General features: G+C 39.3%; 16 protein-coding genes and 2 pseudogenes. 13 read left to right on the top strand and 5 right to left on the bottom strand.

Features of this window, described 5'->3' with window-relative positions; translation table 11 throughout:
- The 5 genes and pseudogenes from JFU50_RS08205 to JFU50_RS08185 all read left to right on the top strand — a co-directional run bounded on the left by JFU50_RS08205 (position 1) and on the right by JFU50_RS08185 (position 6331).
- Positions 1-651: a methionine ABC transporter permease gene (locus JFU50_RS08205; RefSeq protein ID WP_098175930.1), complete on the top strand. Its 651-nt coding sequence runs from the start codon at positions 1-3 to the stop codon at positions 649-651.
- Positions 652-672: 21 nt separating this feature from the next.
- Positions 673-1545 carry a MetQ/NlpA family ABC transporter substrate-binding protein gene (locus tag JFU50_RS08200; RefSeq protein ID WP_201222364.1) on the top strand — a complete coding sequence of 291 codons (873 nt, stop codon included), beginning with the start codon at positions 673-675 and terminating at the stop codon, positions 1543-1545.
- Between the two features lie 80 nt (positions 1546-1625).
- Complete coding sequence (locus JFU50_RS08195; RefSeq protein WP_201188373.1) at positions 1626-2834, top strand: M20 family metallopeptidase; 1209 nt, start codon at positions 1626-1628, stop codon at positions 2832-2834.
- A 407-nt stretch (positions 2835-3241) separates the two neighbouring features.
- Positions 3242-4601: pseudogene (locus JFU50_RS08190) on the top strand (IS1182 family transposase).
- Positions 4602-5149: 548 nt separating this feature from the next.
- Complete coding sequence (locus JFU50_RS08185; RefSeq protein WP_201188375.1) at positions 5150-6331, top strand: D-alanyl-D-alanine carboxypeptidase family protein; 1182 nt, start codon at positions 5150-5152, stop codon at positions 6329-6331.
- A 328-nt stretch (positions 6332-6659) separates the two neighbouring features.
- Here the strand turns inward: JFU50_RS08185 and JFU50_RS08180 are convergent, their stop codons facing one another.
- Complete coding sequence (locus JFU50_RS08180) at positions 6660-8093, bottom strand: aldehyde dehydrogenase family protein (RefSeq protein ID WP_201188377.1); 1434 nt, start codon at positions 8091-8093, stop codon at positions 6660-6662.
- Between the two features lie 27 nt (positions 8094-8120).
- Positions 8121-9755: an acetolactate synthase large subunit gene (locus JFU50_RS08175; RefSeq protein ID WP_201188379.1), complete on the bottom strand. Its 1635-nt coding sequence runs from the start codon at positions 9753-9755 to the stop codon at positions 8121-8123.
- Positions 9756-10453: 698 nt separating this feature from the next.
- Here JFU50_RS08175 and JFU50_RS08170 point away from each other — a divergent pair.
- Entirely contained in the window at positions 10454-10621 is a 168-nt protein-coding gene (locus tag JFU50_RS08170; RefSeq protein WP_162878727.1) for a hypothetical protein, read from the top strand.
- A 280-nt stretch (positions 10622-10901) separates the two neighbouring features.
- Here the strand turns inward: JFU50_RS08170 and iadA are convergent, their stop codons facing one another.
- A complete protein-coding gene (gene iadA / locus JFU50_RS08165) occupies positions 10902-12074 on the bottom strand; it encodes a beta-aspartyl-peptidase (RefSeq protein ID WP_201222362.1) in 1173 nt (390 codons plus the stop codon).
- Positions 12075-12122: 48 nt separating this feature from the next.
- Positions 12123-13544 (bottom strand): YfcC family protein, encoded by a 1422-nt coding sequence (locus tag JFU50_RS08160; protein WP_201222360.1) that lies wholly within the window; start codon positions 13542-13544, stop codon positions 12123-12125.
- A gap of 274 nt (positions 13545-13818) precedes the next feature.
- On the opposite strand from JFU50_RS08160, the gene JFU50_RS08155 reads away from it, so the two are divergent.
- The gene (locus tag JFU50_RS08155; protein WP_201222358.1) at positions 13819-15858 is read left to right on the top strand and encodes a sigma 54-interacting transcriptional regulator; all 2040 of its coding nucleotides are present in this window, start codon (positions 13819-13821) and stop codon (positions 15856-15858) included.
- A gap of 512 nt (positions 15859-16370) precedes the next feature.
- Here the strand turns inward: JFU50_RS08155 and JFU50_RS08150 are convergent.
- Complete coding sequence (locus tag JFU50_RS08150) at positions 16371-16691, bottom strand: hypothetical protein (protein ID WP_201188387.1); 321 nt, start codon at positions 16689-16691, stop codon at positions 16371-16373.
- 682 nt (positions 16692-17373) lie between these two features.
- Between JFU50_RS08150 and hutP the strand changes: the two genes are divergently transcribed.
- From hutP to JFU50_RS08120, 6 genes and pseudogenes are all read left to right on the top strand, one after another.
- The gene (hutP, locus tag JFU50_RS08145) at positions 17374-17838 is read left to right on the top strand and encodes a hut operon transcriptional regulator HutP (protein WP_053348919.1); all 465 of its coding nucleotides are present in this window, start codon (positions 17374-17376) and stop codon (positions 17836-17838) included.
- Positions 17839-18153: 315 nt separating this feature from the next.
- Positions 18154-19665, top strand: a complete 1512-nt coding sequence (hutH, locus tag JFU50_RS08140; protein ID WP_201188389.1) for a histidine ammonia-lyase — start codon at positions 18154-18156, stop codon at positions 19663-19665.
- 192 nt (positions 19666-19857) lie between these two features.
- On the top strand, positions 19858-21516 hold the full coding sequence (hutU, locus tag JFU50_RS08135; RefSeq protein ID WP_201188391.1) for a urocanate hydratase: 1659 nt from the start codon (positions 19858-19860) through the stop codon (positions 21514-21516).
- A 13-nt stretch (positions 21517-21529) separates the two neighbouring features.
- Positions 21530-22828 (top strand): imidazolonepropionase, encoded by a 1299-nt coding sequence (hutI, locus tag JFU50_RS08130; protein WP_201225040.1) that lies wholly within the window; start codon positions 21530-21532, stop codon positions 22826-22828.
- A gap of 119 nt (positions 22829-22947) precedes the next feature.
- Positions 22948-23058: pseudogene (locus JFU50_RS08125) on the top strand (hypothetical protein); the annotation flags it as partial.
- 1231 nt (positions 23059-24289) lie between these two features.
- Positions 24290-25495, top strand: a complete 1206-nt coding sequence (locus JFU50_RS08120; protein WP_201188395.1) for a quaternary amine ABC transporter ATP-binding protein — start codon at positions 24290-24292, stop codon at positions 25493-25495.
- The last annotated feature ends 4 nt before the right edge of the window (positions 25496-25499 follow it).

The following is a 25499-nucleotide window of genomic DNA, read 5'->3' as shown; positions in this document are numbered from 1 at the left end:
ATGGAAATAACGGCAGACCAGCTGTCGACAGCTTTCGGTGACACACTTTATATGGTAGCCATCTCATTGATATTTTCCGGGCTGATTGGACTTCCGCTAGGAATCTTACTTGTCATTACAAGAAAGGGTCACATCCTGGAGAATAAATGGATCTTTAATGTATTGAACCCGGTCATCAATATATTGCGGTCGGTTCCTTTCATCATCTTGCTTGTAGCACTTATTCCGTTTACCAGAATGATTGTCGGCAGTGCGATCGGAACGAATGCGGCCATTGTTCCGCTAATCTTTTACGCGGCTCCTTATATTGCCCGGCTTGTGGAGAACTCCCTGTTGGAAGTGGACAAAGGGATCATCGAGGCAGCTCAGGCGATGGGGGCGACGACATGGCAAATCATTTATCGCTTTTTGATTCCCGAGGGACTTAGTTCGTTGATCCTTACATTTACAACAGCGACAATTGGCCTTGTTGGATCTACGGCCATGGCAGGTGCTGTCGGTGCAGGTGGGGTAGGAGATTTAGCCTTAGCTTACGGTTATCAAAGGTTCGATACGATGACGATGGTCGTCACAGTAGCGGCGCTCGTGATCATCGTTCAATTATTGCAATCCACCGGGAATTTTGTTTCAAGAAAAATCAGAAGAAGATAAAAATAACAGGAGGTAGGAGAAATGAAGAAAATCTTATTAACGATCATGGTATTGGCATTGGCCATTGTGGCTGCAGCATGCGGGAACGAAGAGGGTGCATCAGGCGGTTCGGATGATGTGAAAACAGTGAAAGTCGGTGTCAGCAGCGGGGATACGAGAACATGGGAATACATTGTTGACTTAGCGAAAAAGGATGGGCTGAATATCGAACTTGTTACTTTTAATGATTATATCCAACCGAACCTTGCGTTAAGTGAAGGAGAAATTGATGCGAATTCATTCCAAACAGTTGCCTACTTCGATGAATTTGTTAACGATCAAAATTTGAAATTAGAGGCCATCGGATCAACTGTTATTGCACCTATGGGCCTTTATTCGAAAAAACACAAAGATCTCAAAGATCTTCCAGATGGCGCTACGATAGCCGTTCCGAATGAAGCAACAAACTTTGGCCGTGCATTACTCCTTCTTCAAGAAGCTGGATTGATTACATTGAAAGAGGAATTCAATGGATCGGGATCATTGGAAATCATTAAGGAAAATCCGAAAAAATTGAAAATCAAACCTGTTGCTGCCGGCAATACGCCGCGTCTATTGGATGATGCCGATGCTTCAGCCATTAATAATAACTTTGCCATTGAAGCAGGCCTTACTTTAAAAGAGGCATTATTCCATGAAAGTAAAACGGCGAAACCATATATTAATATCATTGCGGTTAAAAAGGGAAATGCCGACCGTCCTGAGCTACAAAAATTAGTGGAGCTTTATCAATCGAAAGAAGTGGAAGCGTTCATTGAAAAAACGTTTAAAGGAAACACCATTCCTGCATATGTTTCTGTAGACGAATTAGTGAATTACCAAGATGCTTGGACAAAACCAGCCAATGAAAAATGATGAATAGAACAAAGTGAAGGAATGCCGGATGGATTCAAGGTGCCTGTCCGGCTTTTTAAACCAAAAGGGGAGTTAAGAATATGGCGAGAGAATTATTGCAGAAGCAGCATCAGCAGATCATTGAAGATCACATCGACCTTCATTCCGAATTATATATTGAAACGAGTCAAGCCATCCATGCAAACCCCGAAATTGGGAATCAAGAGTTCTTTGCTTCGAAAACGTTGACCAAATTACTTCAAGATGCAGGATTTGAAGTAACCCGTGATATAGCTGGGCATGAAACTGGCTTCATCGCCAAAAAGGCCTCCTCAAAGAAAGGCCCCAAAATTGCCTTTTTAGCTGAGTATGATGCATTGCCAGGTCTAGGACATGCTTGCGGCCATAATATCATTGGCACTACGAGTGTCGCAGCAGGAATTTCACTATCTCAAGTACTAGAGGAAACAGGCGGAGAGGTGATTGTTTTCGGAACACCTGCTGAAGAGGGAGGGCCAAATGGAAGTGCAAAAGGCAGCTTTGCGAAGCACGGTTTGTTTGATGAGGTAGATGCAGCCATCATTATCCATCCAGCTGGTCAAACTGGTGTAACAAGTCCATTTTTGGCTGTAGATCCACTTGATTTTCATTTTTACGGAAAATCAGCACATGCAGCTGCTGCGCCTGAGCAAGGTGTAAATGCTCTTGACGGGGTTATTCAGCTATTTAATGGCATTAGTGCTTTACGTCAGCAACTCCCATCTGAGGTCAAAATCCACGGAATAATAACCAATGGTGGAGAAGCACCTAACATCATTCCTGAATATGCTTCTGCCCGATTTTACATTAGAGCAACAACATGGAAGCTATGCCAGGATGTATCGCGTAAAATACGTGATGTTGCTGAAGGGGCTGCACTTGCCACAGGAAGCACAGTTAAAGTCGAACGTTTCCAAAATGAAGTGCTTGATTTTGTCATAAATCCAGTTCTTGATGAACTGTTAAAGGAAGAACTGACTCAGTTAGGAGAAACGGTAGCTCCTAGAAAAGATAGTGGTTTTGGTTCGACTGATGCGGGGAACGTAAGCCATATAGTTCCGACAGCCCATCCATATATAAAAATTGGACCAGATGATTTGATTGCCCATACAAATGAATTCCGCGACTGTGCTAAATCTCAAGAAGGAGACAAAGCCATCCTCACTGGTGCAAAATCTCTTGCTCTTACTGGCTACCGGTTGATTTCGGATAAAGATCTGTTGGATAAGGTTAAAACAGCTTTTCATGAAGCGAAGCAAAAGGAAATATAAATAAATCGGATAGCAATGGTAGTTGGTCTTCTCCAAATCTATAAAATAAGAAGTGCATTAGCTTAGACAAAACGATATATATAGGTCAGATAAAGAAAAACAGAAGCCCCTTGGCTTCTGTTTCAGACTGTAGACAAACTCGATGAAAATCGATTTTGTCTACAGTTTTTTTGAGGGGTTGTAAAAATTCGACGTTGATTTCCACTCCAGGCACTCGCTTTCCGCGGGCGGTCAGGGAGCCTCCTCGGCGCCTTTGCGCCTGTGGGGTCTCCCTTGGACACGCATTTCCCGCAGGAGTCTCGCACCTTCCGTTCCAATCAACTTTGTTTTAACAATTAGATATAACCACTTTTGCCTACAGTCCTTTTTGTTTTAATATAGAAGTATTAAAACTTGAGGTGATGACGATGCTTTCGAAACATAATTCTATTCAGCGAGATCAACTTGAAATGATTACTTTGGATCAACTGGTGCCAGCGAACCATTTGGTTCGTAAAATTGAGGGGGCCATTGACTTCACTTTCATTTATGACTTGGTGAAAGAGATGTATTCAGAGATAGGGCGCCCAAGTATTGATCCAGTTATATTAGTTAAATTGACATTCATTCAATATACCTTCGGTATTCGTTCGATGCGTAAAACGATTGAAGAAGTTGAAACGAATATGGCTTACCGTTGGTTTTTAGGTTACGGTTTCCATGATAAAGTACCTCACTTCTCAACGTTCGGGAAAAATTATGAGCGTCGCTTTAAAGATACAGACCTGTTTGAACGGATTTTTTATCGTATCTTAATGACAGCTTCAGAAAGAAAGTTAATAAGTGCAGAGCACGTATTCGTTGATTCAACACATGTGAAAGCCAGTGCGAATAAGCGAAAATTCGAAAAGAAAATCGTTCGTAAGGAAACACGAGCATATCAAGGACGCCTTCAAGAAGAAATAAATCAAGATCGTGAAAACAATGGAAAGAAGCCTTTTCCACCGGATAAATTTGATAAAGAAGAAACCAAAGAAATTAAAGAAAGTACAACTGACCCTGAGAGTGGCTACTATGTAAAAGATGAACGAACAAAACAGTTTGCCTATTCATTTCATGCGGCTGCGGACCGCAACGGTTTTGTGCTGGGGACGATTGTAACACCGGGAAATACGCATGATAGTCATATCTTAGAGCCTCTTGTTGAACAAGTGATTGAGAAAGTTGGAAAACCTGAAGCTGTTGCCGCAGATGCAGACTTACAAAACACCAGCCATTACAAGCTACCTTTTTGGGAAAGAAATCACACCAGCTTTACCCTATACACGTCCACGAACAAAAGAAGGGTTCTTTCGCAAGCATGACTATGTTTACGATGAACATTTTGATTGTTATCTCTGCCCATCGGGCGAGATTTTAAAGTACTCAACAACAAATAAAGAGGGCTATCGCGAGTACAAATCACCCAAACACACTTGTGCGACATGCTCATTTTTATCACAGTGTACAGTAAGCAAAGACCATCAAAAAGTGGTGACACGCCATATCTGGCAAAATTATATGGAAGAAGCAGATCATCTGCGTCATCACAAGGATGTAAAACCTATATATGCGAAACGTAAAGAAACAATAGAGCGTGTATTCGCAGATGCAAAAGAAAAGCATGGTATGCGTTGGACTACTTTAAGGGGACTTAAAAAATTGTCGATGCAGGCGATGCTTACTTTCGCTGCCATGAATTTAAAGAAGATAGCCAATTGGACATGGCAAGGTCCAAGAATGGCTTAATAAAGTGGGCTCGTAGAGGCCCAATCTCTTAATCTTGAGCAAAATTCAAAGGGAATTTCAAAAGGGGTCCGGAATTAAAACATTCCGAACCCCTTTTGTCTACAAACTGAAACAGAAGCCCCTTGGCTTCTGTTTTTGTTATTTCTAGCTTTTTGAGAAGCTTCCAGTAAATCGTCAAATGTGGAATCAGTCGTAGCTACCAATGCCTCAAATCACCTTCTTACCTTTTTTCACTTTTATTCCTCTCCCTAAAATGTATCAGCGTAGTTTATATGCGAAATGTCGGTGATACCCTAATTCAATGGTATAAAAAAAATCCCTATCTATATAAATGGGGATTCTTTTTTCATTTAAATGGAGCATCCCACTAAAAGGGTCAGAACCCTTATAAAGTTATTTAAGGAAAGTAAAAGAAGGTTTTTATCCGAAATGTTTCCATGATTATTAAAGGGTAATTACTGTTTTATTTCAATTTCAATAAAACATCTCTAAACATTCAGATTTATTTTATTATGACTATATAGGATTTATCATTAAAGGAGAGGTATATGAAAAAGTTTTTCTTTATCTTCATTTTGGCTTTAATCCCCTTCGCCTCTACGACTGTAAGTGCAGAATCAGACTTACCTCTCATTAGTGAAGCTGGGATCATTATTGATGCGAAAAGTGGGAAAGTGTTATACGAAAAAAACACAAATAAAAAAATGTATCCAGCCAGTCTAACGAAAGTTGCTACTGCTATATATGCTATTGAGCACGGGGATAAGAATGAACTAGTGACTGTTAGCAAAAAAGCGGCTGAGGCAGACGGCTCTTCGGTATTTATTGAACCTGGGGAGAAAATAGAGCTTTCCAAATTAATTGCAGGAATGCTCATCAACTCCGGAAATGATGCAGCTATCGCAATTGCCGAGCATATGTCTGGTAGTGAAAAACTGTTCATGGAGGATTTGAATGAGTTTTTAAGGAAAGAAGTAAACGTCACCGATACTCATTTTACGAACCCCCATGGATTGTTTGACAAAAACCATGTAACTACAGCCAGTGACCTTGCGAAAATTACCCAATATGCAATGAAAAATGAAATTTTCCGTGAATATTTTGGGAAGAAGGATTTACCATGGGAAGTGGAAACATGGGACACAACTCTAGTTACCCATCATAAAATTTTAAAAGGCGAACTCCCCTATAAGGGAATAACCGGTGGGAAAACAGGTTTTGTTAGTAAATCTGGCTACACCCTGATTTCTACTGCTACAAGAGGAGAACAGGACTTGATTGCGGTCACTCTTAAAGCTCCTTCAGACAAGGATGCCTACTCTGATACTGAGCTTCTATTCAGCTATGGCTTTGAAAACTTTAAATCAGCCAAAATTGATAAAAAAAGCATACTTTATTCAGCGGATCACTCTAAATCCTACACGCTGAACGAAGACTTATACTATACCCATCTAATTAGTGATGAACCTAGTCTAAAAACCAGTAATGATGGAATTCTCTCAATCATGAACCAAGAAGGGAGCACCATAGAATCCTTTGATCTTAAAACGGTCGCAGATGTTAGGAACACAGAAGTGCCGGCCTCGTTTAAAAAAGAAACAATCAATGAGGAAGCTAATAAATTTTCTGTCCCATCTCTAGGATGGGGAGGCTGTGTCATTCTTATCATTCTGATAACGGTTTTTCTAAAGAAAAGAAAAAAACGAAGTGATTTTAGAACTCGTTACTAAAGAAAAACCGACTGGCAACCAGAGGCGTTGTTGCCTTATACTTTTCCCTAAAATCAGCCACTAAGGGTGGCTTTAATTTAATAAATAGAACGAAGGAGCACACATATTATACATGACTAATATGTATACTCCTTTATTTTTAAAGGCTTTTTATGATTTAGGTATTGATAATTCCAGGACAGGGTTTTTCTTTTAGGGGTATATAGTTATGTTGATACTAATACATTGTTACTTCTTACGAATACTAGAGGACGACATCTTTAGGATATCGCCCTCTACATACACTACGATTTATATTGAACAAAATACTTCCTCTTTTTATTTATAATCAGTTGTCACTTATTTTAAAGCTAATGAATTTCTGCTCCATCATTTCTTCCATCGCATATTTGACGCCTTCTCTGCCAACACCGCTGTCCTTCCAGCCACCATATGGCATATTATCAATCCGATAGGTCGGAATATCATTAATGACGACTCCTCCCGTTTCCAAGCGTTCCGCCGCATAAAAAGCACGTTCTATGCTCGGTGTCATCACTCCTGAATTCAATCCGTAACGTGAATCATTTGCATCCTTGATAGCATCATCCAGCGTATCGAATGGAAATATACAGACAATCGGACCGAATACTTCGAAACGAAATACCTTTGAGTCACGATTTACATCTGTTAAGACGGTAGGTAAGAGAACATTGCCTTCCACTGTACCGCCACACTCAATTTTTGCTCCTTCCTGTACTGCCTCGTCGATCCAACTTTGTAACCGCTCCAACGATTTTTTCGAAATGACCGCAGTAATATTAGTGCTTTCCTCGAGAGGGGATCCAATGACAAGCCGTTTTGTCCTACTGACGAATCGCTCCAAAAATTGTTGGTACAGTGAACTGTGGACATAAATTCTTTGAATCGAGATACACACCTGCCCATTATTTGTAAAAGAGCCCATCACACTTCGTTCTATGACTTTATCGATGTCGACTCCTTCATCAATAATGAACGGCGAATTGGATCCGAGTTCAAGGGTAAGCTTACGAAAGCCTGCTTGCTGCTGGATAAGGTGTCCGACTTCCACACTGCCAGTAAAAGTCACTTTTTTTACATGAGGGTGGGTTGTCAAAGCTTCACTTAAGACATCCCCTTTGCCCGGAATGATGTTCAATACTCCTTCTGGAAGGCCTGCTTCTTTAAAAATTTCTGCAAGCACGAGTGAACTAAGAGGCGTTTGTTCGGCAGGTTTTAATACAATTGAATTTCCAGCCGCAATAGCTGGACCAACTTTATGGGCGACAAGATTAAATGGAAAGTTAAATGGGGTAATTGCCGTTACGACGCCAATCGGGGTACGAATTGTGAAGCCAAAACGGTTTACTCCACCCTGTGCCGCATCCATCGGAATTTGTTCTCCATAATTGTTCTTAGCCGCTTCTGCAGAAAAACGGTAGGTCTGAACTGTACGATTGATTTCCTCACGAGCATTTCGAATTGTTTTCGCAGCCTCTAGAGAAACGATTTTCGCAAGTTCTTCACTACGTTCTTCCATGATCGCAGCAGCTTTTACTAAAATTTCGGCTCGTGCGTGTGCCGGGTAGGATCGGTATTTCTGAAAAGCGGAATTTGCCTCAACAATTGCTTCAATGGCATCCGCTGGTTCAGCCTGTCCGATTTGTGCAATTTCTTCATTTGAATGGGGATTATATAACGGCTCATACGATTTAGCCTCACGCCATTTGCCACCGATCCACAATTGCCACTTTTGCTTCATCTGACATTCCTCCAATAATACATGGTTTTATAATTTACAAATATAATCACCCAGTGTTTTCGAAAGCTCTACATTTTCCGAGTAATCGACATCTACATCTATCAAGACAATCTCCTTACTCGCAACAGCTTCTTCTAATGTGTGAAGCAATTCATCGGAATGGGTTACTTTAACCCCTTTAACACCAAAACTTTTAGCGAATTCTAAAAAGTCTGGGTCTGTAAATTCAATCGCATTCGTACGATCAAACTTATTCAATTGCTTCCACTCGATTAGTCCGAATTTTGAATCATGAAAAATGACAATCACGAAGGCAAGACCCAGACGTTTAGCAGTTGCCAATTCAACACCATTCATCAGAAATCCACCATCACCTGTGACCGCAATGACAGGTTTATCAGGTTTTGCCAGTTTGGCCGCAATGGCACCGGGAACCGCAATACCCATTGATGCAAAGCCATTAGAAATGATGGTGTGATTAGGTTTTTCCGGCTGATACATCCGGGCAATCCATAATTTATGGGCACCCACATCCGAAATGACAATGGCTTCCCCTTTTTCCGCCTTTTTCAAATCGGCGATAATTCGCTGAGGGATGATAGGGCTTCCTGATACTTCATCTGAAGAATGAAGCTTTTCAATAATCTGAGACCTTAACCTTTTCACTTCTGGCCAAAGCTCTTTTTCTTCAACTTCAGTAGTCAAGGCTTCAAGTGACTCTGTAACATTACCGACCAATTCAGCTTGAAGAGGGTAATAAGCATCAATCTCAGCTGGTCTGGCATCAATATGAATAATCGGATTCATCGCCTCATCGTTCCAATATTTTGGCAAGTACTCGACGAAATCATAGCCAACGGTGATAATGAGATCGGCCAAATCAAACCCGCATAGAACATAATCCCTTGCTTGCATCCCTACTGTATAAAGGGTCAATGGATGGTCGGAAGGTAAAACCCCTTTGGCCATGAACGAATTCACAACTGGAATTTGCTTCGCTTCTGCAAATTTCCGCAAGGCCTCTGTAGCTCCATCACGGATCACGCCATTGCCAGCTAGAATAATCGGCTTTTTAGCGCGATTGATTAATTCTACGGCTTTTTTGATTTCTGCTTCGGCAGGGCGGGATCTTGGCATTGGTGTAACTGGTAGTGGTTCACCTTCTGTATCCATCATTGCCACATCTTCAGGGAGCTCGATATGAACAGCTCCTGGCTTTTCAATGACAGCTGTCTTAAATGCTTTACGGATAATTTCCGGAATCGTATGTGGCACCTTAATTTGTTGATTCCATTTCGTTACTTCCTCAAAAACTCCAATAATGTCCACATATTGATGCGACTCCTTATGAATGCGATCAAGGCCCGCCTGACCTGTGATGGCGACAACAGGTGAATAATCCAGATAAGCATTGCCTATCCCGGTTAATAAATTGGTTGCACCCGGTCCCAATGTGCCCAAACAAACACCTGGCTTTCCAGTTAGCCGACCATAGATGTCTGCCATAAAAGCAGCTGCTTGTTCATGATGAACTAAGATAAATTTAATATCAGAGCCTATTAGAGAATCAACTAAATCCGTATTTTCCTCACCAGGTATTCCAAAAATATACTTAACTCCTTCATTCTCTAAACATCGTACAAACAAATCTGATGCCTTCAAACTATTCCCTCCTCAACCAATTCAATTTCTTTCCTTATATGTTGGCACTGCTTATGAAATATTATGTACCTGAGTGTTTTAAAAACCATTTCGTCTATTTATGAATGCTTTGACAAATTCAGAAGCATCACGCCATACTACGGAATTACTCAGTACTAGGAAGATTAGTATTTTTCAGCAAAAATCGGTCCAGAAATGCGGCACTATTCTTTTAATGGTGATAATGAAGGGAAGCTGTTTTAAAGGAATTACTACAAAAATATCGTAAATGCTCAAAGTATATGTGAGAAGTAGTTACGCGTGGTTTTATTGATGAAGAAGCCCTTTTTATTGGAATGATAGGTCGCCAAAATTTGCCGAAGAAGAAAAAATACGATAGATAAACAAAGCTGATAACCAAAAGATATATCTTATTGAAGGATCCGCTTTTTTCGCAGTGCGAGGAAAATGGGGGGATGAGGAATCGTCTGCTTCCATATTGCATGTAGAAGCGTGCTAAAAATATCGCTTCAGGTAAGCTGTTCACCCCTGGCAGGTTTGTGATTGCTTTTCGATGGGAGCTGATCTCGTAAATATTGCGCGTGGATTCATGAAATCCGTTAGAAAATAGGTGTAAGTTAGTAAACAGTGAAATTAAATCATAATTTTTTTTCGCTGGAGAAAACTAAACGAGCAAGAATAGAAAGGGGAGAATAAGTATGAGTCGTGGTAAAAATTTTAATCACAAAGAAAAAGGACATCCTGGAAACTTACCTAATAATAGAATAAGCGAAGAGAAGGAACACAGTCGACAGTATGAACAGATTGAAGATATTGTTACACATGAAGCTTTTAAAAATCGGGAAAAAGAGGACGAGATGCCTTAATTTACTCAGCAAATTAATCGGGTGGAATACAATGGTTAGATATTTGTGGAATAATCGCTAATTAGATTGATAAAACAAGGCTTGTGTCCCATCAAAATATTTAGACTTTTAAATATTTCCCGTTCGTAAAAGTACAACTTTTTTGAACGGGTATTTTTGTTTAAAATAGGTAGATTTTACGTTCGTTAAAGTTGAGATACACTTTTGTATGCCTGTAGTTTTGTAAACATAGTGGCATCGCTCAGAACCTGCTTTTCTCCTAAAAAATCTTGATCTATTCTTATTCAAACGTTCCTTTTATTAGCGGAACCTGCTTTTCTACCATCACTTGTCCTCTTGCCATTACTGTGTCGATTGTCAATGTTTCCTTTTGCAAAAATACGATATCGGCATCCTTGCCGATTTGGATACTGCCCTTGCTCGAAAGCTTTAGCACTTGTGCGGGGTTCGTGGTGATGACCTTCAGAGCCGTTTCCAGCGGGATGCCTTCCTCTAAAACAGAATCACGCACTTCGTGATATAGCGACGATACTTTTCCTACTTGTAGGCCTGCATACTCCCCATGGCTGTTAAAGAAGGGAAGGCTTGCTTGCCCGTCTGAAGAGAAGGTGATGTGTCCGACGGGAACCCCTTCTTCAAGCATCATGCGCAAGCCCATACTGCACTTCACTTCGCCTTCCTCCAAAAATTGAGGAATGGTACTTGTGGTAAAGTCTACATATCCGCCTCGCTTCGCGTAATCAATTCCCGCCCTGAATAATTCTTCATTTCGATTGATATGTGTCGGATGGAGCTGCCGAATCGGAATGTCGGTTTTATCTGCAATTTCATGCAGCAAGGAAAGCTTTCCATCTCCGTCCCCTACATGAACTTCTAATATCCCAGCTTTTCCTGACAGGATACCGCCATTGCGTGCCGCAGCGGCGACTTTAGTCAGTTCCTCAAATGTGGGTTCTGATGATCTATGGTCGGAGATTGCAATCTCTCCAACACCGATAATTTTATCGATTAAAATAATATCGTCTTCGATTTTTCCCGTCAATGTTTTTACTGGCACTTGATAGGAGCCTGTATGAATAAAGCAGGAAATCCCCTCTTCTTCAAGCGCCCGCGCCTTGGCAAGAAGGCTTTCCATTCTACGGGTAGTTCCGTCCGTACCAAGTAAGCCGACCAGCGTTGTAATACCTGAAGTAGTAATATCAGTGAGCATCAGCTCGGGGGTGCGGGTTTTGAATCCGCCCTCGCCCCCTCCACCGATAATATGAACATGTGAATCTATAAAACCCGGAACAACCAAAAGATTAGTCGCATCAATGATTTGTATAGGGGCAAAGTTGTCAGGAATCTCGATTCTGTCATCTATAAATGCGATTTTATCGTTAGTAATCAATATGTCTTTCCGTCCTAAGTAATTGGGTGAGTATATCTCGCCATTTTTAATTAAAGTAAGCAATTCGGTTCTCCTCCTGTAAATACTGTTTCTTTCTTGTAAATACTGCTATCAGAATGGACCATACCCGATGAAGTGGGCTATGATAACAGCTATTAACCCGATGAGATATTGAATGAGCACCAGCGGTAAAATCCACTTCGCCCACTTTGTCCAAGGAATGCCTGCGATTGCTAATCCCGCCATTAAGGTGGTAGCGGTCGGGAAAATCATATTTCCGATTCCGTCCGCAAAAGAGAAAGACAACACTGCAGTTTGGCGCGTAATATCCAATAAGTCTGCGAGCGGCACCATAATTGGCATTGTCAGCATCGCATGACCGGTGCCGGACGCTAGTATAAAATGAATTAGAGTTTGGAAGCTGTACATGCCGGCAACGCTTAAAAAGGCCGGGATATGCTGGATAGATTCAGCTACTTGATGCAACATAGGGTCGACGATATGGCCCTCATTCAATACGACAAGAATGGCACGTGATACGCCGATTATCAAAGCGCCGCCGAGCAAGGCAGCAGATCCATTAGTAAAGGAGTTGACAATGTGATCTGCAGACAGTTTTCCGATGATTCCAATTACGATTGTCAATACAATGAATAAGGCAGCGATTTCTGTCATGTACCATTGGAACTTGATGACTCCAAACGCCAAGACGATATAGTTAATTAAAAAAGCTACTAAGATGAGCTTATGTCTCGCTGTTAACTTCGCACTTGATTGCAGCAGGTTTTTCGCTTCTTCTTTTGTATATTTTCCGTAGATTCCTATAGAAGGATTTGTCTTTACTTTCATTGCGTAACGATAGATATAAAGAACGGAAACCAGATAGACAATAACAAATAAAATAAGGCGGAACCCTATGCCTGAGAACATCGGCAATTCTGCGATTCCTTGGGCAAGTCCAACTGTGAATGGATTCATGACGGCAGTCGTAAATCCTGACATTACCCCTACTATGACAATGGCGGTTCCTGTAATTGTATCGAATCCCAGAGCCAACGCCAGAGGAATGATAAGTGGAAGGTAAGCCAGTGTTTCTTCTGCCATCCCCATTAAGGAGCCGCCTACAGCGAAAAACAGCATCACGACAGGAATCAATAGCTTTTCACGCGTCGCCAACTTCCGAGCCATTGTCCCGATAAGCACATCAACCGTACCTGTTGCTCTTAAAACACCGAAAAACCCTCCGATAATCAATAAGAAAAAGATAATATTTCCGGCTTCTACCATTCCTGTGTGAATAGCTTTTATCATATCGAACAATCCGACCGGTGCAGATTCTATCCATTTAAAAGAATTGGCGTCTACAGTTGCTCGTCCATCCGCTTCAATCCTTGCATATTCCCCAGCCGGCAAAATGTAAGTGAATAGAGTTGCTATTGCGAGAATGCAGAGCAGTAATACAAAAACATTGATTTTTCTCTCTTTTTTTCCCGCTGTTCCAAGCGAAACAATCTTTTCTTGTGATTGGCTCATACGTGTCTCTCCTTTGTCTTTAAAATAAATGCATGGAACTAAAACGCTTACAAAATAATTCCGGCCTAGAGACTATCAACTTTTTTTCTCGTATTCTGCTGTTTTCCTCCTTTTCAAATCCATAGGCACTTCACTGATTTTTATATGCAAAATCTGTGCCAATATTGGTAGATTGATTTTTATGAAAACTTTAGGGTTGGGTTATAGTTTAAGGTCATTATTGGTTCTTTTTGGTGATATAATAGAACCAATTTAAAGACAGGTAGGTGTTTTTATGTCGAAATCCTCACTTACTCTTATAGCGGGAAGTGCAAAAACAAAGCAAGCCTTGCAGGAACAGCTGGAACAATTGCTGGGAGACTATGTTCATGTTAAAAGCCATGCTACCGATGAGGGAATGCCACAGTCACTGGAAGATAGAATTATCTTGTATTCATCAGATACCGCTTATGATAATTCAAATGAAATGTATAGCGTAAATGCCGAGAAAATAATTGTGGGAAAGAGAACAGTTAATCATGAATACATTGACAAACTTTTAAGAATACCTGATGGTTCAGCAGTTTTGGTGGTGAATGATGATGATGATGCCACTATAAGTCTTATTGAATCCTTATATCAGCTTGGTGTCGATCATGTTCAATTTATCCCATTTCGGAAGGGGATATTGTTTTATGAGGATGTCCAAATTGCCGTTTCACCAGGGGAAATACATCTGTGCCCCTCTTACATAAAAGAAGTAATCGATATAGGCGTTCGTCTTTTTGATATAACAACAATTCTGGAAGTTGTAGAATGCTGCGGTTTGAACAAGGATATATCCTCTAAGATTTCAGAAAGGTATATTAGCAATATCATTGAATTACAACGTAAGCTGTTATTTGCGGAGCGGGATGCCAAGCAGATGAGCGAGCACATCCAAAATGTGTTGGGAACTGTCGATGATGGAATATTGGTCGTTAATGAGGAAGGACGGATTACGGTATTCAATAATCGGCTTGCGGCATTGTTTCATGTGGATGCACAAGATGTGGTTAATAAGTATTTAGAGCATGTAATGAATCGCCGGGATATTACCGATTTCATCATGGACGGTAGGGATGAAAGCAAGTTCTTCGACATAAACGGCGTGGACGTCGTAATTTTTCGGTTGCAAATGATGAAAGAAAATACAATTGTCGTAACCTTCAAGAGTGTACATCAAGCCTTTGAAATAGAAAAGACAGCACAAAGAGAAATGAGGAATAAAGGATTTTATACGAAATACTGCTTTGATGATATTATCGGTGAGGATGATGTAATGAAAGATCGTAAGCAGATTGCTAAGAAGCTTGCCTTGTCAGAGCATCCGATTTTGATTCAGGGTGAGACAGGAACAGGAAAAGAACTGTTTGCTCATGCTATTCATGAACATTCATTGCGAAAAAACGGGCCATTTCTGGCTGTGAACTGTAGCGCATTAACAGAAACTTTACTTGAAAGCGAATTGTTCGGCTACGAAGAGGGAACATTTACAGGAGCGCAAAGGGGAGGCAAGAAAGGTTTATTTGAATTGGCGGATAACGGGACTATCTTTTTGGATGAAATTGGCGACATAAGTCTCACAGTTCAATCACATCTGCTGCGCGTTTTGCAGGAGGGGGAAATCCGCAGAATTGGCGGCAGAAGAATTATACCCATTAATGTTCGAGTGATTACTGCAACGAATAAAGATCTTCAAGGAAAGATGCGTGACGGTTCATTCAGAACAGACTTGTTTTACCGGCTGAATGTACTCAATCTCTACATTCCGTCACTCAATGAGAGAAGAGCGGATATTCCGCTTTTGATAAAGCATCTCATCACAAAGAGTGGGAAGTGGGTAAAGGTAGAGCAAGACGTACTGGAGTATTTCATGCAATATAATTGGCCCGGCAACATAAGGGAACTGAAAAGCACAATTGATTACATGCTGACGGTTTGTGAGGGAAATGTTGTGACGAAAAGAGACCTTCCGTTCATGCACGGACAAGCGGGAGACAGTGTGACGTCCGAATATTCCGCATGTGAAAGTATGCTGGAAATGCAGGAGCGTGCTTTCATCTTGGAAGTAATCAAGCAATACAATGAAAAAGGAAAAACGGCGAGCAGAGAGCTAATATCAAGTCAAAGCAAAGAATCGGACTTTGTCTTGTCCCCTCAGCAGGTCCGTCGCCGCTTGGATATTTTAGAAGGCGAAGGATTTGTGGTCAAAGGTAGAGGACGGGCCGGCACGAAGATAACTGCTGCCGGAATAGAGTATTTATATTTTCTTAAGTCGAAGTGTTCAGTGTAGTGCTAAAGAAAAATGATTCCTGCATGTTGCTTTTGGATGAAAATGAGATAAACATCCATTAATTGATTGAGTTGGATATAACGATAGGCAGTGCAAATGAGATAGACATGAATCATAATTTAAAGGGACTGAGGCGTTTTGCTAAGAGAAAGCTGGCGTCAGTTGCCCTATACGATTTATGGCTGATGAGTTTAAGTCAGCGCAAGTATTAGGGGAATTCTCGTTGCAAGTAAAGGTCCGTCCTTTTGCTAGGGGAGAGTAAAAATCAGATGCTTCGGGGTTTCCTTTCCATAATATCAACACAATATAGTCAGGATGGAATTCTAAGACATTGGAAACTCAATTTTTTGATTCCATAAGTCTTATTTTGAAAAATTTGATATCTAAGAAATGTTGTAGAACGTGTCATTGCTTGATCAAAAAACGAGTACGATCCATGTTAGGATTGAAACCCTTTCGAGGGAAAACCTAAAAAAATAGCTTGGGGGACATCTCCAATATGTATTAATTATTTATATATCTCCTTCTTCTAGTTTTTTGTTTAAAACCATATAATCATTCTTGTTAAAGGATATCGTTACTCTATCTAGTCTATCTCCATTTGGATATAAAAATAATTGTTGATTGAATTTTATACCTAAAGGTACGACTGTTTGATAAATAAGATTTAAAATTTTAAAACATTCTAAATCTACTCCTTCTTTCAAATGATTTTTAACATGAATAATTACTACATCTTCAATATTTTCAAATCTAGGTTTTCGGGGAGAAATATTTTGAGCTTTACAAAGTCTTTTTAATAGATTTTGATAATAATCATGATTTTGTTTCAAATAAACCACCTCACATTTCATTTTATGTTATATAATTATATAATAAAAATACATAATATAGAAATATAGGGTAATTTTGTGAAAAAATATTATTTTATCAACACTTTGCATCCTTTTTTCTTTAGTTTTAGTTACTCCAACATTTGCAAGTGAAACATAAAACAACTTTTTCAACTTCGTGATTTCCTTTCCCAATTAAAATAGATATTTCACAAAAGCAAAAAAACTTCGCAAAAAAGAAATACGATGATTTCTTCATGCCAAGTTCCATTCTATACACTAATAACTAAATTGGATTCTTGTTTTATTTACTTGAGTATTCTAAAGTAACTCAAATATCTAGTAATTGAAAATTTCAAAATAATAATTCAAAAATCTTCAGATGAATTATACTTTTTTTCGGCCCGTATTTGTTCTATTCTTTCGGAAACAATTCTGAACATAAGATGCAGTGATACTCTTTTTTCTAATTCCAATTTAGGTATTTATAAATGTAAATCAGTCATTAAAGGCTGTGTTATCTGAAACTTCAGAATCGCCTAAAGTATAGCTATTGAATAAATAGTTGTCAACATCGTTATGTATGCGCTCACATGAGTATGGTCATATACAGATTGACAACTTATGTATCCTAAAGTATATACTTATTGAGTCTTAGGGAAAATAAAGGGGAGGGACATCTATGAATAATCAAGTTAGCCAGATCAATAATTTTTCTATGGGGAAATTAACTTCTTTATTGGTTCTCATGCATAATACTGAAATGGTAAAAGAAATTGAACAAGAACTTATATCTAGAGGGTGTCAGTATACAGTTGGAAAAGTTGGTGCCATGGATTTATCTAAAGTAGTTTCCGCGATTGAGACGAGTGCTAAAACAAACAATGTAATAAATTCTAATTCGTATAGAGAGGTTCATGCTCTTTATCATGCAATATTAGAGGCGATGCAAGGAGTAAGCAGAGGAACCCTACAATTAGGCGATATTTTGCGTACTGTTGGTTTAACATTTTCAATTGTTAGAGGAAATATTGACTTTTCTGGATACAATGGAGAATGGATTAGTGTATTTGTATATGGAACTATAGGTGCTCCAAAAAAAGGATTCGAACATGATGCATTAGGATTTGGATTTAATCATATATAAAAAAACGACCCAAATTATTTAAGTTTCAAATAATTTTTAATATTTTTAGAAAAACAATTGACAAAACATTCAGATAAGGCGATACTCTTATTAGGTGCCATACTAGTTATACTTTAAGTCGTACACCTTAAAGTATATAGTCATTTAGGTTTTATAGTTATTTAGGATTGATTTCAATGTTTAAACTTATAGTTAAAGCCCATAGTTAATAGATTATAGGGGGCTATATCAAAAGAGGAATACATTTCTCTTTTGATATAGCCCCTTTTATTTTCAAAAAGTAAGGTGATTTTATTATATAAAGGAGTGATGATAATGTTTATTCAAATAGACGGGAATTCATTAACGTATGATCAAATTCATCAAGTTATTCATGAGGGTTATTCCGTTAAAATTAGTAGTGATGCTCTAGAAAATATAAAGAAAAGCAGAAATATAGTTGAGGAAAGTATTATCAACAACAAAGTAATCTATGGTGTTAACACAGGATTTGGGAAATTTAGTGATACGGTAATTTCAAAGGATGATTTAGCTGACTTACAAATCAATTTAATTCGAAGTCATGCTTGTGCCCTTGGGGAGCCATTTTCTTTGGAGGTAAGCAAAGTTATGCTGCTTCTCAGAGCGAATGCATTAGCAAAAGGATTTTCAGGCATTCGTCTGGAAACTCTGCAGTTACTAATTGATTGTTTAAATCACAATATTGCTCCTGTTATTCCAAGTCAAGGGTCATTAGGAGCAAGTGGTGATTTGGCTCCTTTATCACATCTAGCATTACTATTAGTTGGAGAAGGCGAAGCTATTTACAATGGTGAAAAAATGCCAGGGGGAGAAGCACTAAAGCAAGCAGGTCTTGAACCGATAAAATTACAAGCAAAAGAAGGCCTAGCTTTAATAAATGGAACTCAAGCTATGACAGCTGTGGGTGTAGTTGCATATATGGAAGCTCAAGAGCTTGCTGATCTTGCAGATGGTATAGCTGCGTTAACATTAGAAGGCCTTCAAGGAATTGTTGACGCTTTCACTCCAGAATCTCATTCAGTAAGACCTTATCCAGAACAGCAAAAAGTAGCTGGAAGAATTCTTTCTTATCTTGAAGGTAGTCAATTAACAACCACTCAGGGACAAATTCGAGTACAAGACGCTTATTCATTACGATGCATACCACAAGTACATGGTGCTGTTCAACAAGTTTTAAATTATGTAAAAGAGAAACTAACCATTGAAATAAACTCGGCAACGGATAATCCATTAATATTCTCAGATAGTGGAAAGGTTATCTCTGGAGGCAACTTCCATGGCCAACCGATTGCTTTCGCAATGGACTTTCTTGGTATAGCAATGTCAGAAATAGCAAGTATTTCTGAAAGACGAATTGAACGATTGGTAAACCCTCAACTAAATGATTTACCAGCATTTTTAAGTCCAGATCCTGGTCTTCAATCAGGTTTAATGATTACCCAATATGCTGCTGCATCATTAGTTTCAGAGAATAAAACATTAGCTCATCCTTCTAGTGTAGATTCTATTCCATCCTCAGCTAACCAAGAGGACCATGTGAGCATGGGGACAACGGCTGCACGTCATGCTTACCAAATTATTCAGAATAGTCGTAAAGTCCTTGCTATAGAAGCCATTTGTGCTGCTCAAGCTGCAGATTTTAGAGGCTCAAATAAGTTAGCACCTGAGACAAAAAGAGTTTATTCAAAAATAAGAGAAGCTGTTCCAACTATTACACAAGATCGTATCTTCTCACTTGATATTGAAAGATTAGCTAAGTTACTAAAAGAGGACGTACGGGAAGTTAATTATCAATTGATGCATTAATAAAATTACATGGATATTTTTTTTATAGGGTTTCTCAAAGGGTAATTATGACACCTAAACATAAAATTTATAAAAAATGATGCTTTTTATGAATTGTGTCTCAGTATAGTTTTTTCTAAGAAATTATTAGTTTCTATAAATTCAAAGAATCTAGTTTCAGATATTTTCATGTTAATAGGGGAGGAAATATAAATGAAAACTGAACAAAGAGTAATTAGAGCACCTCGTGGAAAAGAACTAAACACTAAAGGGTGGGTGCAAGAAGCTGTTCTTCGTATGTTAATGAACAATTTAGATCCAGAAGTAGCAGAACATCCAGAAAAGCTAGTTGTATACGGAGGAATCGGAAAGGCTGCACGTAACTGGGAAGCATTTGATCGTATCGTGTCAACTTTAAAAGACTTAGAAGAAAATGAAACTTTATTAGTGCAATCAGGAAAACCTGTTGCTGTTTTCAAAACCCATAAAGATGCACCACGTGTCCTGTTAGCTAATTCAAATATTGTGCCAGCATTTGCTAATTGGGATAAATTCCATGAACTTGATAAAAAAGGATTAATGATGTACGGCCAAATGACGGCAGGAAGTTGGATCTACATTGGAAGTCAAGGAATTGTACAAGGTACGTATGAAACGTTTGCTGAATGTGCGAATCAACATTTTAATGGCGATCTAGCAGGTACTATTACCGTAACAGCAGGGTTGGGAGGCATGGGAGGAGCTCAGCCTCTAGCAGTTACGATGGCAGGCGGCGTAGTGATTGGCATTGATGTCGATCGATCACGCATCGAAAAACGGATTGAAACTCGTTATTGTGACGTCGTGTTAGAAAACTTAGATGAAGCGATTGCGTTAGCTGAAGAAGCAAAGGATGCAGGTAGACCTCTTTCGATTGGTTTAGTAGGGAATGCGGCCGAAGTTCTTCCAGAAATGCTTAAACGTAACTTTATCCCAGACATTGTGACAGATCAAACTTCTGCACATGATCCGCTAAACGGTTATTTACCAGTAGGGTTTACTTTAGAGCAAGGGGAAATTTTACGTAACAACAATTCAGAAGAGTATGTAAAAAAATCAAAAGCAAGTATGGCTCAACACGTGCAAGCCATTTTAGATATGCAAAAAAGAGGTTCAATCGCTTTCGATTACGGCAATAATATTCGTCAAGTAGCGCTTGATGAAGGAGTGAAGGATGCGTTCGATTTTCCAGGATTTGTGCCAGCCTATATCCGTCCTCAATTTTGTGAAGGAAAAGGACCTTTCCGATGGGTTGCCTTATCAGGAGATCCAGAAGATATTTACAAAACAGATGAAGTGATTCTACGCGAATTCTCATATAATACGCATCTTTGTAACTGGATCAAAATGGCGAGAGAAAAAATTGAGTTCCAAGGATTACCAGCACGTATTTGTTGGTTAGGTTATGGAGAACGAGCAAGATTCGGGAAAATTATTAATGACATGGTTGCATCTGGAGAGCTTTCAGCACCTATCGTCATTGGAAGAGACCATTTAGATGCCGGTTCTGTTGCTTCACCAAATCGTGAAACAGAAGCAATGAAAGACGGAAGTGATGCTGTATCAGATTGGCCTATTTTAAATGCATTAGTGAATACAGCAGCAGGAGCAAGTTGGGTATCTGTTCACCACGGTGGTGGTGTGGGTATGGGTTATTCTCTTCACGCTGGTATGGTAGTTGTAGCAGATGGAACGGAAGATGCTGCACAACGTCTGGAACGTGTCTTAACAACAGACCCTGGTATGGGTGTTGTTCGTCATGTTGACGCAGGCTATGATTTAGCGATTCAAACTGCAAAAGAAAAGGGTATGAACATTCCATCATTAGATTAAGAGGAGTGAAAGCATCGTGAAATCAATTACGTATATTAAACGTGCATCGCAAGTGGTGACGGTTAAGGGTGGCAGTAAGGAACCTAAGCGTGGCCAAGCCATGTCAGACATCGGTATCATTGAAAACGGAAGCGTTATTATAGAGGGTGGAACGATTACATTTGTTGGGTCAGATGTCGAAGCTGAACAATATATTTCAACTATAGATGGAAAAGTATCAACGATTGACGCCTCGGGGAAAGTCCTAACCCCGGGGTTGATCGATCCCCATACACATCTTGTATTTGCCGGAAGCCGTGAAAAAGAACTAGAAATGCGGTTAAACGGAGCGAAGTATATTGATATTTTAAAAGCCGGTGGAGGTATCCTTCAGACCACAACAAGTACAAGAGAAGCATCCGAAGAACAATTAATTGAAGAATCGTTGAAACGGTTGAATCGTTTTTTACAATATGGTGTTACGACTGTTGAATCTAAAAGTGGGTATGGATTGACACTTGAAGATGAATTGAAACAGCTTCGAGCAACGAAAAGGCTGAACGAGCAGCATCCAATTGACCTTGTTTCTACTTTTATGGGAGCTCATGCTATTCCGGTTGATTATAAGGAAAACCCAGATGAGTTTGTGCGTCTTGTGATCGAAGAAATGATTCCAAAGGTTGCCGAAGAAAACCTAGCTGAGTTTTGTGATGTTTTTTGTGAAGAAGGAGTCTTTACGATAGAGCAGTCTGAGCGAATTCTTGAGGCAGGAAAGAACTTCGGATTAAAGCCTAAAATACACGCTGATGAAATTGTCCAATTTGGTGGGGCTGAACTTGCAGCAAAGGTGGGAGCTGTTTCAGCAGATCACTTATTACAAGCTTCTACTGAAGGAATTAAGCAAATGGCTGAAAGTGGAGTGATTGCTGTCTTATTACCAGGAACTGCTTTCTTTCTTATGGAAAAGCCTGCAGATGCAAGAAAAATGATCGAATCCGGTGTACCTGTTACTCTTTCGACAGATCGCAATCCAGGATCATCTCCTACTGAGTCATTACCATTTGTCATGAACTTAGCATGTTTGACGATGAAAATGACACCAGCAGAAGTTTTAACGGCTTGTACGATTAATGCAGCTCATGCAATTGGAAGAGCTGATCAAATCGGAAGTATCGAAGTAGGAAAAAAGGCAGATCTTGTTTTATTTGATGCACCAAATTACCAAACGTTACAGTATAACTATGCAGTAAATCTAGTTGATACTGTTCTTAAAAGTGGAAAAGTGATCGTAGAAGGTGGAATTCTGCAAAACGTGCCCGTATCCACAACATAATTGCCCTTCTTTTCATTGACTGCGCTTGCCATTAGTTAGAACCGTATCATATTGAATAGGATACGGTTTTAACTAATTTATCTGTTTTAGCTTTAGGGTTTTATTCGTTTAAATAACTTATTGTACTAGGCGGATCACAAGGGCGTGAAACAGCTACCGCTAAAGGAGTCACTATTTGTATTGAAGAAGCAGCCAAGAGAAAAGGGATTGAGTTAAAAGGTGCACGTGTTACAAATGTATTCAATGCTATTAATATAGAAGTATCTGTTTCTTCATAAAAAGTAAAAACGAACTTCTAAAAGTGTAAGTTCGTTTTTTTTTGCCTGAGCGCTCTTTAGCTTCAAAACTCTTGCTTCATCTTCCATATTACACGCACAGAAATAACTACTTCACTTCATTGTTATTGATTCGTTTTTTATTTTCGGCCTTGAGTCTAACTTAGCCGACTCTTCTTTATGACTAGACGAAGGAGTGTAGGCAAGTAGTTGTTCTGGAGACACATAGGCGGATGAGGTCCATTGTGCACCCCTAAAGACCCTCTCAATACCCACTAGATTTATTTAACAGTGACCGCAAAGCGTCCCCATCGCTTGTGGGACAATTTCATTTTTTTAAAAAAGTTTGCAGGAAATTACTTTTGACGTTTCGGTAACGGCTTGAACCGTTGATAGATAAGGGTTTACAGAGGGTAGGTGGCCCTTTTATATGGGGCACCATTCTAACATGCATACGCTAGTTTTCCGCCCCACGTCATTTGAATTTCTATTCATTCTTTGTTAAGGTAATTAAGTACTTCAGGGGTTATATGTTTAGTCAAGTGCAAAGACTAAAGAAAACTCTAAGTGAAAAACCATTTATATTTCAGTTGGTATATGCTGTGTCTGCTAGTTTCCTCAGTTATAATTGTACCTCTTTTCCCTACTTGAAATGCTCAATTTATTAGACACATATTGAATTACTTATGGGAATATAAATTTTTTTCCTATGCGCTTTATGTTAAGTGAAAGCGTCACTTCCTCCTTTGTTTAGGTTATGAAGTACTTCAGGGGTTAGATGTTTAGTCCATTGATTGGATCAAAGAAAACTCTAAGTGAAAATCATTTATATTTCAGTTGGTATATGCTGTGCCTGCTAGTTTCCCCAGATGTGATTACACCTCTTTTCCCTACTTAAAATGCTCAATTAATCACACATATATGTTTCAAGCAATATACTTATGGGAATTATAAATTATTTTTTCGCACTTTGTGTCTAGTGCAAGCTGGCGATCATTAAACTGAGTCAAGTCCGCTTTTTTTTAAGAAAACTGATACGGGACAGAGAAAAATATAGGACGTATCGTTTATAGCCATTTTCATTTATTTCAAGGTACTTATGTTTTTATATTGATTACTCGCATAAAACGGGGGAATTCAGCAAAACTGAATATCATATGGGCAAATATTAGAATGAGGTGACTCGATGAAGCCGTATGTAGAAGTCAGAAATGTCTCGAAAATATTTGGCAAATCTCCAAAAGCAGCGACAGATTTATTGATGCAGGGTAAAACAAAGAAAGAAATATTGAAAGAAACAGGACAAACAGTCGGTGTTAATAATGTCAATTTTGAAATTTACCCTGGTGAAATTTTTGTCATTATGGGGCTGTCCGGAAGTGGGAAGTCAACTTTAATCCGCATGTTTAATCGTTTGATTGATCCAACAATTGGAGAAATCTTAATTGGGAATGAAGATATCGTGAAGATGAACGCTGCCCGATTAAGAGAAGTCAGGCAAAAGAAAATAAGCATGGTCTTCCAGAACTTTGCTTTATTTCCGCATAAAACGATATTGGAAAACGCTGAGTTTGGGCTCGAAATTCAAAAAGTAGATCCAACAAAACGTCAAGAAAAAGCGATGAAGGCTCTTGAAGCCGTTGGATTAAAAGGCTACGAAAATCAGCTTCCATCACAGCTTAGTGGCGGAATGCAACAAAGGGTTGGGTTAGCTCGGGCACTCGCAAGCGATACTGATATTCTATTGATGGATGAAGCCTTCAGTGCTCTTGATCCATTAATACGTAAAGATATGCAGGATGAATTGCTGGAAATCCAAGATCAGTACAAAAAAACGATCATTTTCATTACCCATGATCTTGATGAAGCATTAAGAATTGGAGATAGAATTGCTCTAATGAAAGATGGAAGTGTGATTCAATTGGGAACACCTGAACAAATCATGATGAATCCAGCCAATGAATTTGTCGAGAAGTTCGTTGAAGATGTTGATCTATCTAAGGTACTTACAGCCTCTCATGTGATGATACGGCCGGAGAAGATCGCAGTAGACAGAGGTCCGAGGGTTGCGCTGGAAATTATGCGTAAACAAGGGTATTCCAGCATTTTTGTTGTGGATAGAAAGAAGAAGTTATTGGGGGCCGTGACTGCTGAACAGGCTCGTCAGGCAATGAGCAATAACCAATCGATTTCTGAAGTAATGACAACTGATATCCCAACTGTTAAAGAGGATGAATTGCTTGGAAACCTTATGGATGTGATGGCAACTTCAAGTCTGCCAATATCAGTCATTGATGATGAGAATAGAATTAAAGGAATTCTTCTTCGTGGGGCCGTAATTGGCGCTTTAGCAGGTAATAAAGATTCCTTGAATGAAATGGAGAGTGAATAATTCA

This window comes from Peribacillus sp. TH14, from assembly GCF_016651145.1.
Taxonomy (GTDB): domain Bacteria; phylum Bacillota; class Bacilli; order Bacillales; family DSM-1321; genus Peribacillus; species Peribacillus butanolivorans.
Note: the sequence above shows the minus strand (reverse complement) of the source record. Positions and strands in the feature narration are given on the sequence as shown.